The sequence below is a fragment of the Pseudarthrobacter sp. O4 genome (assembly GCF_050157025.1).
Lineage (GTDB): Bacteria > Actinomycetota > Actinomycetes > Actinomycetales > Micrococcaceae > Arthrobacter.
Map to the genome: position 1 here is coordinate 3,867,073 of NZ_CP189591.1, position 13,962 is coordinate 3,881,034.

10 protein-coding genes are annotated in these 13,962 nt (G+C 66.0%); 4 read left to right on the forward strand and 6 right to left on the reverse strand.

What is annotated here, in order from left to right:
- Nucleotides 1–11 precede the first annotated feature (11 nt).
- Nucleotides 12–2,291: a right-handed parallel beta-helix repeat-containing protein gene (locus ACQCSU_RS17915; RefSeq protein WP_426976590.1), complete on the forward strand. Its 2,280-nt coding sequence runs from the start codon at nt 12–14 to the stop codon at nt 2,289–2,291.
- Nucleotides 2,292–2,453: 162 nt separating this feature from the next.
- On the opposite strand, the gene ACQCSU_RS17920 is transcribed toward ACQCSU_RS17915, so the two are convergent.
- Nucleotides 2,454–4,121, reverse strand: a complete 1,668-nt coding sequence (locus ACQCSU_RS17920; RefSeq protein ID WP_426976591.1) for a lipopolysaccharide biosynthesis protein — start codon at nt 4,119–4,121, stop codon at nt 2,454–2,456.
- Entirely contained in the window at nt 4,009–5,100 is a 1,092-nt protein-coding gene (locus ACQCSU_RS17925; protein WP_426976592.1) for a polysaccharide pyruvyl transferase family protein, read from the reverse strand. Before ACQCSU_RS17925 ends, ACQCSU_RS17920 begins: the two co-directional genes overlap by 113 nt.
- A 461-nt stretch (nt 5,101–5,561) precedes the next feature.
- On the opposite strand from ACQCSU_RS17925, the gene ACQCSU_RS17930 reads away from it, so the two are divergent.
- Nucleotides 5,562–6,875, forward strand: coding sequence for a SufS family cysteine desulfurase (locus ACQCSU_RS17930; RefSeq protein WP_426976593.1), 1,314 nt, complete (start codon nt 5,562–5,564; stop codon nt 6,873–6,875).
- 12 nt (nt 6,876–6,887) lie between these two features.
- Nucleotides 6,888–7,343: a Fe-S cluster assembly sulfur transfer protein SufU gene (gene sufU, locus ACQCSU_RS17935; RefSeq protein ID WP_426976594.1), complete on the forward strand. Its 456-nt coding sequence runs from the start codon at nt 6,888–6,890 to the stop codon at nt 7,341–7,343.
- Between the two features lie 21 nt (nt 7,344–7,364).
- On the opposite strand, the gene ACQCSU_RS17940 is transcribed toward sufU, so the two are convergent.
- The 4 genes from ACQCSU_RS17940 to ACQCSU_RS17955 all read right to left on the reverse strand — a co-directional run bounded on the left by ACQCSU_RS17940 (nt 7,365) and on the right by ACQCSU_RS17955 (nt 10,004).
- Complete coding sequence (locus ACQCSU_RS17940) at nt 7,365–8,678, reverse strand: UDP-glucose dehydrogenase family protein (protein ID WP_426976595.1); 1,314 nt, start codon at nt 8,676–8,678, stop codon at nt 7,365–7,367.
- Between the two features lie 27 nt (nt 8,679–8,705).
- Complete coding sequence (locus ACQCSU_RS17945) at nt 8,706–9,152, reverse strand: VanZ family protein (protein ID WP_426976596.1); 447 nt, start codon at nt 9,150–9,152, stop codon at nt 8,706–8,708.
- A gap of 128 nt (nt 9,153–9,280) precedes the next feature.
- Complete coding sequence (locus tag ACQCSU_RS17950) at nt 9,281–9,502, reverse strand: SCO4848 family membrane protein (protein WP_426976597.1); 222 nt, start codon at nt 9,500–9,502, stop codon at nt 9,281–9,283.
- Nucleotides 9,503–9,506: 4 nt separating this feature from the next.
- The gene (locus ACQCSU_RS17955; RefSeq protein WP_426976598.1) at nt 9,507–10,004 is read right to left on the reverse strand and encodes a DUF2505 domain-containing protein; all 498 of its coding nucleotides are present in this window, start codon (nt 10,002–10,004) and stop codon (nt 9,507–9,509) included.
- Between the two features lie 277 nt (nt 10,005–10,281).
- On the opposite strand from ACQCSU_RS17955, the gene mfd reads away from it, so the two are divergent.
- Nucleotides 10,282–13,962 (forward strand): transcription-repair coupling factor, encoded by a 3,681-nt coding sequence (gene mfd, locus ACQCSU_RS17960; protein WP_426976599.1) that lies wholly within the window; start codon nt 10,282–10,284, stop codon nt 13,960–13,962.

A 13,962-nucleotide genomic window follows, 5' to 3' on the forward strand; every position in this document is an offset into this window, starting at 1 on the left:
AAGGACTGCGGGTGGTGGACCATTCGGGTGTCATCGCAATCGACGAGCCGGGATCGGCCCGCGACGTCACCTATGCCGGCGCCAGGGTCAACGACGTGCGGGTCTCAGCCAATGTGAATGTACGGGAACTGCCGCAGCAGGGCTGGGGTGCCACCTTCGCTCTCCAGGCCCGAAAATCCGGCGGATGGTCGTACCGCTCAACTGTGCGCACCACGCCCGACGGATCCGTTTACCTGGGGACCAGCCGCGTCGACGGTGCGCCGGAGACGGTCACGGAGCTGGGAGCTGAGCAACTGAGCGCCATAAACGCAGGCGCCGGCCAGAAGCTGAACATTCAATTCGAAGTCACGGGCGCGGATCCAGTGACGTTGAAGGCCAGGCTTTGGGTCGCCGGCAGCGTCCAGCCGGACTGGCAGGTGGTGGCTGACGACGCGTCGCCAGGCCGGATCCGAGCGGCAGGAACGACCGGCCTGTGGGCATACACGTCCACCGGATCCAATGCTGTGCGCTTCGGAGTGCAGCGTTTCGAAGCAACGGAGCCAGGAACTCGCGCAACTGCACCGGCTCCCGCACCGGCTCCCGCACCTGAGCCGGTCCCCGCGTCCAGTGCTCAGGCCGGATCCCTGCCGGTCGGGCGGGCAGCCTATCCCTACCCCGCCGGCGCCGTGTTTGTGGCATCCTCCGGGTCCGACACCGCCAGCGGCAGGATAGGCGCCCCGCTTCGGACCCTGCAGCAAGCGGTTCGTTCAGCCCCCGCGGGGGGCACGATCGTGCTGCGTGGCGGTGATTACCACGAATCGGTGATGCCGGAGAACAACAAGAAGCTGATAATCCAGAACTATCCTGGCGAAGCCGCCTGGCTGGATGGCAGCGAGGTCATTAAGGGATGGACTAAATCAGGCAATGCCTGGGTTCGTGCGGACTGGAATACGAACTTCGATGCAAGTCCCACCTATCGCCGCGGTGCAGCAGATAACACCGTCCCTGGCTGGTCATTTATTAGCGCGTTGCACCCGATGGCTGCCCACCCCGACCAAGTCTGGATTGGCGGCGCGGCACAAAAACAAGTGGGCAGCCGCGGCGCAGTCACAGCGGGTACTTTCTATGTTGATCTTGCCGGGAAACGTCTTTACGTGGGCAGCGACCCCGCCAGCCAAACCGTGCGCGCCAGTACCCTCAACAAAGCCATCTCCCTCCGCGCGGACGGCAGCGTGCTGCGGGGAGTGGGCGTACGACGCTACGCTCCGTCGGTGCCCGATATGGGCGCCATCGAAGTTAGCCAGCTGGCAGCCAACGGTCTGGTCGAAAACGTAGTGACAACTGACAACGCGACAACAGGGTTGACTGTCGGTGCACCCAACGTCGATCTGCGAAGGGTCACCAGCTCAAACAACGGCTTCCTCGGTATCCATTCTGTTTACGCCGATCACCTTCTCGCGGACGGTGTGCGGGTAACGAATAACAACACGGAGCACTTCAACCAAACGCCGGCAGCCGGCGGATACAAGATTACTCGTAGCAGGGATGTCACGGTGACCAACAGTGCGTTTTTGAACAATGACGGCACGGGCCTATGGATGGATGAGTCCGTCTACAACATGGCAGTGACAAATAACGTGATCTCCGACAATCGGAGGCATGGCCTCGTCGTCGAAATTTCCGATACTGCTGTGGTCGCGAACAATCGGATGAGAGGCAACGCCCGGAACGGAGTGTACGTCATCAACACGGGGCACGTGGCTGTCTGGAACAACACCATCGTCGGAAACCAAAACGGGATTCACGTCGCGCAGGATCAAAGGTCTGCCGCAAACCGCGGCACCGCCGGTCACGACCCCCGCCAGGTCAACCCGGACCCCACCATGCCGTGGATCAGCCAGGACATTCGGATCAGCAACAACATTGTTTCCGCCGGCCCGGACGCCGCGGGCCAGTTACTGGCAGTGGTGGATCAGACCGGCAAGAAGACGGGCCAGCAGATGGGCGTAGTGGTCAACGGCAACCTGTACCATCGAAGCTCTGCAGCGGCTCAACCCTCGTTGTTCTCATGGGCCGTTGGGACAACAGGCAGCAGAAATTACGGCGACTTGACGTCCTACCGCCAAGGCACGGGCCAGGACGCCAGAGGAATGCTGCTCACCGGCCCGGCGGCGGTGACACCGGCCGGCGAAGTCTCGGTTGCGGTTACTTCAGCCATCCCCTCGGTGGCTGTACAGATACCCGCCCGGATCAGGGCGCTGACCGGATTCTCGACAGACCCCAGGCTGGGTGCGTCTGTCAGCGGACGATGACCTCGTGGCCGCGACGGCGGGCAGCGTTCCCGGCCTGGCTGCTGCCCGGCAGCGCAATTCGGCGACTCTTGGTGTTCCACCGGTTTGGGTGTGCCGGTCGGTTGCCGTTGGCGAGGACCTCTCACAGAGCCAGCAGGAGCGGATCCCATCGTCAATGCACTGTCACAACGAGCCCTTCCCGTCCTTCGAAGATTTTTCGTCGTCGCGTGAAGATCCACCCTTACCGTGCCCGCGGCGGGTGGGCCGCAGCATGCGTCGGGCGACGTCCAGGATTTCCTGGGCGTCCCGTCGGATCGGCGGAATGACCAGGGCAAAGCAGGCGCAGATGATCAGGGCAGCCCCCACGGCGGAGAGGAGAGCCATCAGCGCCGGCACATCCGCCAGAGCGGTTGCGACCACCCAGGAGGTTGCCGCCGCGACAAATGACATGATCACGATGCGGAGGGCCCCTCCATAGAGGCTGCGTACCGGCACGGGAGTGCAACGGGAGAGCCACCAGAAGGACAAAGGCCACGTCAGGGCAGGGGCAAGAGCGTAACCGGCGGCAACGCCGATGACGCCCCACTGGCTGCCGAGGAGGACTAACAGCACTTTGACGACGGACGAAACAACCGAGTACTGCACGAGGTTCCGCGTCAATCCACGAGTGACATAAACCCAGTAGCCAACGAAGGCAAGCATCTGGAAAATTCCGGAAATGGCCAACAGCGAAAGGATGGGAGCCACCCCGCTCCACTCGCCGGCTCCCAGGAAAACGGCCGTCAAGGGCACACATGCGCCCGCGCCCGCGCCCAGCACGAAGCCCAGACTGTGGCCCAGTGCGCTCTGTCCCCGGAGCAGAAATGCCGAATAGCGTTTCTCATCGTCCTGCAGGCTGGCAAGGATCGGAATCGCTATCCGGGTGACCGGGGCGCGCACCTGGTTTAAGGGGTTCATCAGCAATTGGAAGGCTCGGTTGTACTGGCCGAGCGGGTCGGCTCCATATCGCAGCCCGATGATCACCGAGTCTGCATTGCTGCTGACGTAGCCGATGAGCTGGGTCGCTACGATATTCCAGCCGAAACGGAGCATCCCATCCATCGATGTGGCTCTGGACGGCCTACCCGGCAACCAGCGCGCACCTGCCACTACTATGACGAGCATGACGGCGAACTGGACCAGCTGCTGGGCGACCAGCGCCCAATAGCCGGCACCACCGGCTGCGAGCCCGGCCGCAACGCCAAGCGCGACGACGGGGCCAGCCACATCGGCCGTTGCGAGCAGTGTGAACCGCAGGCTTCGGTTGAGGTCCGCACGGTATTGGGTGGCTATGCCGTTCAGGAGGAACGTCCACGCCAGGCTCTGCGCGATCGGAACCAATGAGGGCTGTTGATACAGCGTCGCGATCAGCGGGGCAGAAATCCAAACGAGGATTGAAAGCAGCAGTCCTATGGACGTGTTGATCCAGAACAGATTGTTGCGCTGGCTCTTGGAGAGGGTCCTGGCTTGGATTGCGGCCGTGGACAGGCCAAAATCCCGAAAGATGTCGGCAACGCCGATTACTGCGGCAACCATGGCCAGAAGGCCATAGTCTGCCGGCGAGAGCAGCCGCGCGAGGATGGCAACCGAGAGTACCTGAACTGCTATTCGCAGGGCTTGGCCGGACATCGTCACGAGGACGCCCCGCGCGGCTTGGTTTGCGAGCGATGGCACCACCGCTACATTGCTCTTCACCCGGTCACTGGACCTTGTCTCGCTGAAAGGATTCCAGCGACCGCTGCGCAACAGCCAGCAGGTCCGCCGCCTTTGCCAGCACAGCGTCCACCTGCCGCCCGAGGCCGGGGTCGGCACAGACGGCAAGCACCGCGGCCACGGGATCCGGATGGCTGCGGAGATCAACCGTGTGGTTCCACCCGAGATCCTGGAACAGGGGAGCGAACTTGCGCGAGTAGGCCAGGGGGACAGCCGGAGTGCCCGACGAGAGCGCGTTCAGGCAGGCATGCATCCGTGATCCAATCACTATGCTGCCACTTGCCAACAGCTCCCTGACGCTGGTGAGGGACGTCGGTATCAGCACCTCGGCCCCCGGGGCGTGCGCAGCAGCGAACTCCCGGATAGCCGGAACATCATTGTCGGCAACAGGGGAATCAAGGACGTGGGCCACGAGGCTCACGCTCCTTCCGTCGCGGAGCAGCTCCTGATACAGGGCCGTGACGGTCCTTCGGTAATGCTCCGCGTCCACGTGGGGACCTGGAGTCCACAGGAGTCCGGAGATGTTGAGGATCACGTCACGCTGTGCCGTCCGCGGGGCCTGGGGCAGCGCGAACACGACATCCGTGCTTTCCACGTCCACCGGCCGTCCCAGCTTTTCGGCATGGGCCGCGCTTGCCGAGTCCCGGGACATCACGGCCGCCGCCGTCTTAAGGCTCCGTCGTCCTAGTGCCCGGCCGGCCGCAGAAACGAAGGGACCGATGGTCTGTGGCCCGAGAATAAGCGGTACGCCGGCCCGGCGCACAAGTTCCGCGACCATTCCCATCGCAAAGAGGCGCTCCACTCCATACAGATCTGCAAAGCTGTCTCCCGAGCGGGTATCGATCACCACGTCAAAACTTTGGAGCCACTTTTTCAGTCCGCGGTTGCCTGTCACCCACTCCTTAGCCAAGGATTTGGGACTGCTGATAGGCATGGGTGCGGTGCCCTTGCCATAATCCTGAAATTCGATTTCGGCATCCGGCCAGGCGCGCTTAACTAACGCAGCTGTTCCTTCCGCCAGGACATGGAGCCCCAAGTTCGCCGAATCCTGATGAGCCCATAACACTAAAACCCTCACGGCGCCGCGTTCCTTGGCTGGGAGAGAAAGGTCCGCCGAATGTCCAATTTTCCCCTAAGCTCGTCGTGGCCCTACGGAAGCATGAAAGCCGCCGGCAGTCCTCTAATTCGTCCGTGGAATAAGCAGAATCAATCCCAGATCCAGCTGCCGGGCCGGTTGCCCTGAATATCCACCAGATGCCTGCGTCTAATGTAGTTTGCAAATGTTGTTTTCTCCAGAGGTGAAGCAGGGTACACCGACGTGCGGCGGCCTGCGGCAGAAGTGGTAGTGGCCGGTCCGCACGAGCGACTGTCGCACCGCGACTTCCTGGCACTCCTGCCGGCCCTGCTGCTCGTGCGGCACTACTGCAGGAGGTGCAGGGCGACGGCCTTGACCGCTCCTTCCGCAGCACATGAGATGATTACGTAAGGATTGTATTGCGTAATTGGCCCATCCTTGGGCCGCCAAGGGAGGAATCAACGGTGACAACAGTTTCAGCTTCGACGTTCCCGGGTCCTGTTGCCACCGCACTGGACAACGCAGAGGTCCTGCGGATCCGCAACGACTTCCCGATCCTGGGCCAGTCCGTCAACGGCAAGCCCCTAGTGTACCTGGATTCCGGGGCCACGTCGCAGAACCCGCTTAGCGTGCTGGAAGCCGAGCAGGAATTCTATGAACAGCGGAACTCGGCGGTCCATCGCGGTGCCCATCATCTCGCCGTTGAGGCCACCGAGGCCTTCGAAGACGCCAGGGAAACGGTTGCAGCCTTCATCGGGGCCGAGCCGGACGAACTCATCTGGACCTCGAACGCCACCGAAGGCCTGAATCTGCTCAGCTACTCCTTCCTGAACGCCTCCCTGCCCGGGGCGGCCCCCGAAGCGGCCCGCTTTGCCCTGTCCACCGGTGACGAAATCGTGGTCACGGAGATGGAACACCACGCCAACCTGATTCCGTGGCAGCAGCTGGCAGAACGGACCGGAGCCGCACTGCGCTATATCCCCGTGGATGACCGCGGCGCCCTGGACCTCGACGCCGCCGCCCGCATCATCGGCAGCCGGACGCGCATCCTTGCCTTCACCCACGCCTCCAACGTCCTCGGCACCATCAACCCGGTGGCGGCGCTGGTCGCGCTGGCCCGGTCCGCCGGGTCGCTCGTCGTGCTGGACGCCTGCCAGTCCGCGCCGCACCTGCCTCTGGACGTCAAGGCACTTGACGTGGACTTCGCTGTCTTCTCCGGGCACAAGATGCTGGCTCCGACCGGAATCGGCGGGCTGTACGGCAGGTCCGAACTGCTCAACGCGATGCCACCGTTCCTAACCGGCGGCTCCATGATCACGACCGTCACCATGGAGCGGGCCGGATTCCTGCCCAGCCCGCAGCGCTTTGAGGCCGGAACCCAAAAGATCTCGCAGGCCGTGGCCCTCGCCGCCGCCGCGAACTACCTGAGCGAAACCGGGCTGGACCGGATCCATGCCTGGGAGTCCGAGCTCGGTCAGCGCCTGGTGGAGGGCCTTGAGTCCATCCCGGGGATCCGCGTACTGGGACCGGCTGCGGGCCAGGAACGGATCGGGCTGGCCGCGTTCGACGTCGCGGGCGTCCACGCGCACGACGTCGGGCAGTTCCTGGACAGCCGCGGCATCGCCGTGCGGGTGGGGCACCACTGTGCCCAGCCGCTGCACCGCCGGCTTGGACTGACGGCGACGACGCGTGCCAGCACCTACCTTTACAACACCACGGACGATGTGGACGCGTTTCTGCAGGCCGTCGCCGATGTCCGCGGATACTTCCAAGCCTGAGGACGGCAGTACATGAGTCTCGACCAGCTGTACCAGCAGATCATCCTGGAGCACTCCAAGGCCCGGCACGGCAGCGGGCTGGCCGGCGCAGTCGTCCCCGACGGCGCGAGCAGCGGCCAGTCGCATCAGCTCAATCCGGTGTGCGGGGACGAAATCACCGTCCGGGTCGCCGTGGCGGACGGCAAGGTCAGGGAAGTGCGCTGGGACGGTGACGGCTGTTCGATCTCGATGGCGTCAGCATCCGTGCTGACGGACCTCGCCGAAGGCATGGCTGCCGAAGAGTTCCGCGCCGTGATCGACAGTTTCCGTGAGGTGCTGCGCTCCCGCGGGAAAGTGGCCGCGGATCCGGAAGTGCTGGGGGACGCCGCCGCGTTTGAAGGCGTGGCACGCTACGCAGCCCGGGTCAAATGCGCCATGCTGTCCTGGGTCGCCGCCGAGGACGCGCTCGGACAAGCCCTCGTACGCTGACCCTGCCCGCGCCTGCCCGGCTCAGGGCCGGCCGAGGCCCTTGTAGGTCCAGCCCGCGGCGCGCCACTTGGCCGGATCCAGGACATTCCGGCCGTCGAGGATGCGCGGAGCGGAGACGAGGGCCCGGGTGGCGTGCGGGTCCAGCTCGCGGTACAGCTTCCATTCGGTCAGCAGCAGGACGGCGTCGGCCCTGCGCAGGGTGGTCTCCAGGTCCGGTTCCAGCGGGAGCTCCGGAAAACGCTTGGCCGCATTCGTGAGGGCCTGCGGGTCGGTGACTGTCACCACAGCGCCCTGAAGCTGGAGCTGTGCTGCGGCGCTGAGCGCCGGCGAGTCGCGGACGTCGTCGCTCTCGGGCTTGAAGGCGGCGCCGAGCACGGCGATCCGCTGGCCCATCAGCGAACCGCCGCAAAGTTCGCGGGTCAGCTCGACGACGCGGGTCCGGCGCCGCATGTTGATAGCGTCCACCTCGCGCAGAAAGGTCAAAGCCTGGTCCGCGCCCAGCTCGCCGGCGCGGGCCATGAAGCCCCGGATGTCCTTGGGCAGGCAGCCGCCGCCGAAGCCGATGCCGGCATCCAGGAACTTCCGGCCGATCCGTTCGTCCAGGCCGATAGCGTCGGCCAGCCGGGTGACATCCGCGCCGGTGGCTTCACAGACCTCGGCCATCGCATTGATGAAGGAAATCTTGGTGGCGAGGAACGAGTTGGCGGCGCTCTTCACGAGCTCGGCCGTGGCATAGTCGGTTATCAGCCGCGGCGTCCCCTTGGAGAGGGGCAGCTTGTAGACCTGGTCCAGGACAGCCACCGCGGGGTGTTCCTCGCTTCCGTCCGGGACACCGTAGACAAAGCGGTCGGGGTTCAGCGTGTCGGTAACCGCATGGCCTTCGCGTAGAAATTCGGGATTCCATACCAGCGTGGCGCCCGGTTCGGTCTCGGCGAGGATGTCGGCGAGCCGCGCCGCGGTCCCGACCGGCACGGTGGATTTGCCGGCGATGATGTCGCCCGGGGACACGTGGGCGGCCAACGCCTCCACCGCGGCATCAACGAAGCGCAGGTCGGCGCCGTTTTCGCCGCGTTTTTGCGGAGTGCCCACACAGATGAAATGGACCTCGGATCCGCGGGCGTCCGACATTTCAGTGGTGAACCTCAAGCGCCCCGATTCCTCGAGCTCGGAAAGTAGCTCGTCCAATACGGGCTCGTAGAACGGCGCCTGCCCCCTGGACAGCTGCGCCACTTTGATTTCGTCAATGTCGATGCCGACCACATCGTGACCGAGCTTCGCCATGCACGCCGCGTGGACTGCACCAAGATACCCGCAGCCGATAACCGAGATCCGCATTCCGTAGTCCTCCCGCAAAGGGTGTGATCACAGAGTACGTGTTGGGGACGCGTTTGGCACGGGCTTGCGGAGAGTCATGACCAGCAGCGTGAGCAGACTCCCGAGCGTGGCCCCTGCGGTGTTGGCGGCGACATCAAGCAGTGTGGGGTAGCGGGCCGGCAGGAAGAGGAACTGAGCGAGCTCGATCACACCGGACAGCAGCATTCCGGCGGCCACGCCTGCCCACCAGTAGCGCCTGCCAAGGATCCAGACGACCAGGGCGCCCAAGGGAACGAACAGGATCACATTGGACGCCGACTCCACGAAGGCGTAGTCAATCCACTCCGGAAGCCCCCAGGGGTGCAGCTTCTTCAGCGCCTTCGCCAGCAGCCCGGCTCCGGCGCGGTCCACGGGAACGGGCCACAGGGCTGTGGCGCCCAGGATGATCGCGTAGGCGGTGAATTCCCACCTGGCCACGCGGCGGCGGGGTCGCAATGGGCAACGCCTTTCGGTGGGTCGCGCGGATTTCCCTGAGTCTAGTGCCCCGAGCGCGGCGGCGGGCGGCAAAGGGTTTGCCGCGCGCCGCCGCGCTCGGGGCAACAGCCGGGCCACCGCGGTTTCGGCTAAGCCAGCAACCCGGCAATCCCGATTGCCGCCGTCGCCGCGCCCAGCCCCATTGAGACGCTGACGAGGACGATGTGGACCGTCAGGAAACGGGTAGCCCGGCCGCCGGCGTCGCGGGACCGCGGGTCCTTCATCACCCGGCGCAGGAACTGCGGCCAGACGGCGAGGGACCAGATGCCGGCCACGATCAGGACAACGGCCAGGATTGCGGGCAGTTCCACGCTGCTAGTGGCTTTCGAGCCAGGCCTGGGCCCGCTGCGACTGGATGTTCAGGGCCTTGCCGACCATCGGCTCGGCCGCTTCGGCGATCTTGCCGCCCAGGAACGGAACCGAGGACGTGACGGTGCCTTCGAGCTCGATCCGGGTGCTGCCGGCCGCGGACACGAGGCGCTGGACGGCGTTGACGTCCAGCGGGGCCCCGGCGACCTTCATCGAAATGCTGCTCTGCCGTGAACCGTCAGCGGCGGGTGCTGCCCAGGTCTCCACCTGCGTCACCTTCAGGCTCTCACCAACGAATTTCCGGGCGATGTCCGGCATCCGGGTGGTGGGGATGGTCCGGACGGTGGTGGTGACGAACGCGCCGGCAGGGTCACCGTCCACGGCAAACGATTCCAGGCTGCCGCCGACGTATTCGCTCGTGTGGCGCAGGAAATCCTCGTTCACGAGAACAGCGGTAACGCGGTCAACACTGTGGGGCAGGGTGGTGGATGCACTCAGGGGCATGGGATCTCCAAAGCTGTTGTACTGGACGTTTCGGGCTCCCAATATTCTACGGGGTGTGCCTGCCCGGCTCCGATTCGAGGTTCTGGAGATCCCGGGCGGCGGCCGTGATATTCCGTGACGTGGCGGGGAAGATCAGGCTGTGGAACGGCAGCACGGCGAGCCAGTAGAGGCGTCCGCCGTCCCCGGCCCCGCGGTAGGCTTGGAAGACCCGGGATTCTCACGAATTTCGGGTATTCGTGTTGCCTGCACCCCCGTGATCCCATCAGGAGCAACAGCTATGAGCCTCAACGGCCCCTCTCTCACCGGTTTGCGCCGCGTCCTCGCCGAAGACCGGAACTACGCCCGCATCCAGGCAGAGGCCGCCCGCGGTTTCGCCGCCCGCAGCGAGGACTACCAGATCAGCGCCCCGGCCGGCATGCGGTCCGCGCTGCTCACGGAAATGGCCGACGGACTCACGACACTCGCCAAGAACGAAACCGGCTCTGCCGGCTCTGCCGGAGACAGCCGCCGGACCCCCGTGGTTCTTGCCGTCACCGCGACCGGCCGCGAGGCCGAGGACCTGACCGCGGCCCTGCGAGCCTTCCTGCCGGCAGACGCCGTCGCCGAGTTCCCCAGCTGGGAAACCCTCCCGCACGAGCGGCTCTCCCCGCGCTCGGATACCGTGGGCCGGCGGCTGGCCGTGCTGCGCAGGCTGGCGCACCCCGAAACGTCCCCAAGCGGCGCCCTGCGCGTCGTGGTGGCCCCGGTGCGCGCCGTCGTCCAGCCGATCGTGGCGGGCCTGGGCGAACTGGTGCCGGTGACCCTGAAGGTGGGCCAGGAGGTCCCCTTCAGCAGCGTCGTGAAGAGCCTCGCCGACGCCGCCTACGCCCGGGTCGACATGGTGACCCGGCGCGGCGAGTTCGCCGTCCGCGGCGGCATGCTGGACGTCTTCCCGCCCACCGAGGACCACCCCGTCCGGGTCGAGTTCTTCGGCGACGAGGTGGACCAGATGCGCTGGTTCGCCGTCGCCGACCAGCGCTCGCTGACCGCGCCGGGCGTGCACCACCCCACCGAACTGCACGCCCCGCCTTGCCGCGAAATCCTGATCACGCCCTCCGTCATGTCCCGCGCCGCGACGCTGAAGTCCCAGCTCCCGGCCGCCGCGGACATGCTGGAAAAGATCGCCGGCGGCATCGCCGTCGAGGGTATGGAGTCGCTGGCCCCGGTGCTGGTGGACGCCATGGTCCCTTTCCTGGACCAGCTCCCGGCCGGCTCCATCTCCGTGGTGATCGAACCCGAGAAGGTCCGGACCCGCGCCCACGACCTCGCCGCCACCAACGAGGAATTCCTGGAAGCGGCGTGGTCCACGGCGTCCGACGGCGGCACGGCACCCCTTGACCTGACCTCACAGGCGTCCGAAGCCCTGCACTCCGCCAGCTTTCGTTCGCTGACCGAGACCCGCTCGGCGGCCCTCGCGCACGGCGTCTCCTGGTGGTCCATCACGTCCCTCGCCACCGACGAGGAGCTGCTGCCCGACGTCGACGTGCTGAACCTGCACGCCCGGGAACCCCGCGGCTACCAGGGCGACGTGGCGGAAATGATGGACTTCATCGGCTCCCATATCCGGGACCAGTGGCGGATGGTCGTGGTGACCGAGGGCCCCGGCCCGGCGCAGCGCCTCGCGGAACTCTTCCACGACAACGACATCCCGTGCGCCCGGGTGGAATCCCTCGACGACGAGCCGCAGGCCGGGCTGATCGAGGTGACCACCGCCGCCGTCGGACGCGGTTTTGTGCTGGACCCGCTCAAGCTGGCGCTGCTGACCGAGGCTGACCTGCTGGGGCGCACGTCCCCGGGCTCCACGAAGGACATGCGCCGGATGCCGTCCAAGCGGCGGAACGCCGTCGACCCCCTGCAGCTGGTGGCCGGTGACTCCGTGGTGCACGAACAGCACGGCGTCGGCCGGTTCGTGGAGCTGATCCAGCGCAAGGTCGCTGGTGGTGGCGACGGAGTGCGCGAGTACCTCGTGCTGGAATACGCCCCCTCCAAGCGCGGCGCCCCCGGCGACCGGCTCTTCGTGCCCACCGACCAGCTGGACCAGGTCACGCGGTACGTCGGCGGGGACACCCCCGCGCTGAGCAAGATGGGCGGCTCGGACTGGGCCAGCACCAAGTCCAAGGCACGCAGGGCCGTCAAGGAAATCGCCGGCGAGCTGATCCGGCTGTACTCGGCCCGGATGGCCTCCCGCGGCTACGCCTTCGGCCCGGACACCCCGTGGCAGCGCGAACTCGAGGAAGCCTTCCCCTATGTGGAAACCCCGGACCAGCTGACCACCATCAACGAAGTCAAAGCCGACATGGAACGCGAGATCCCGATGGACCGGCTGATCTCCGGCGACGTCGGCTACGGCAAGACCGAGATCGCGGTCCGGGCGGCCTTCAAGGCGGTCCAGGACGGCAAGCAGGTCGCCATCCTCGTGCCCACCACGCTGCTCGCCCAGCAGCACTACGAGACCTTCACCGAGCGGTTCTCCGGCTTCCCGCTCGTGGTCAAGCCGCTGTCCCGCTTCCAGGGCACCAAGGAAGCCAAGGAGACCGCAGCAGGGGTCAAGAACGGCTCCGTCGACGTCGTGATCGGCACCCACCGCCTGCTGTCCAAGGACTTCGCCTTCAAGGACCTCGGCCTCGTGGTGGTGGACGAGGAGCAGCGTTTCGGCGTCGAACACAAAGAGGCGCTGAAGAAGATGCGCACCAACGTGGACGTCCTGGCCATGAGCGCCACCCCGATTCCCCGGACCCTGGAAATGTCGCTCACCGGCATCCGCGAGACTTCCACCCTGGCCACCCCGCCGGAGGAACGCCACCCGGTGCTGACCTATGTGGGCCCGTACACGGACAAGCAGACCTCCGCCGCGATCCGCCGCGAATTGATGCGCGAAGGCCAGGTGTTCTTCGTCCACAACCGGGTTTCCACGATCGACCGCACCGCGGCGAAGATCCGCGAGCTCGTCCCGGAGGCCCGGGTGGAGGTGGCCCACGGGCAGATGTCCGAGAGCCGGCTGGAACAGATCATCGTGGACTTCTGGGAAAAGCGCTTCGACGTGCTGGTCTGCACCACCATCATCGAGACCGGCCTGGACATCTCCAACGCCAACACCCTGATCGTGGACGGGGCGGACAAGTACGGACTCTCGCAGCTGCACCAGCTGCGCGGACGCGTGGGCCGCGGCCGCGAACGTGCCTACGCCTACTTCCTCTACCCCTCCGAGAAGCCGCTGGGCGAGGTGGCGCTGGAACGGCTCAAGGCCGTCGCCACGCACAACGAACTCGGCGCCGGCATGCAGCTGGCCATGAAGGACCTGGAGATCCGTGGCGCGGGCAACCTGCTCGGCGGCGAGCAGTCCGGCCACATCCAGGGCGTCGGCTTCGACCTCTACATCCGGCTGGTCGGCGAGGCGGTGGCGGAGTACCGCGGCGAGGCCGAGGAGAAGGCTGCGGACATGAAGATCGAGCTGCCGGTCAACGCGCACCTGCCGCATGACTACGTGCCGGGCGAACGGCTCCGCCTTGAGGCGTACCGCAAGCTGGCCGGTGCCATCACCTACGAGGCGATCGACGAGGTCCTCGCGGAGCTTGTTGACCGCTACGGCGAGCTGCCGCTGCCCGCGAAGAACCTGATCGACGTCGCCCGGTTCCGGGTGGGCGCCCGCGAAGCCGGCCTGAGCGACGTTGCCCTGCAGGGCAACTTCATCAAGTTCTCCCCGGCGGAACTGCCGGAGTCCAAGCTCATGCGGCTCACCCGGATGTACCCCGGCGCGCAGGCCAAGCCGGCCCTGGACGCGGTGCTCATCCCCAAGCCGAAGACGGCCCGGATCGGCGGCCGGGACCTGCAGGACGCCGAGATCCTCGAATGGGCCAACGGCGTCATCCGCAATATCTTCTCCGACGCCGCTGTTGCTGCCGAACAGACGAGGAGTTAG

Coding starts and splice junctions, on each gene's coding strand:
- ACQCSU_RS17940 (WP_426976595.1), bottom strand. CDS start 8,678: ATGCGGATCTCGGTTATCGGCTGCGGGTATCTTGGTGCAGTCCACGCG.
- mfd (WP_426976599.1), top strand. CDS start 10,282: ATGAGCCTCAACGGCCCCTCTCTCACCGGTTTGCGCCGCGTCCTCGCC.
- sufU (WP_426976594.1), top strand. CDS start 6,888: ATGAGTCTCGACCAGCTGTACCAGCAGATCATCCTGGAGCACTCCAAG.
- ACQCSU_RS17955 (WP_426976598.1), bottom strand. CDS start 10,004: ATGCCCCTGAGTGCATCCACCACCCTGCCCCACAGTGTTGACCGCGTT.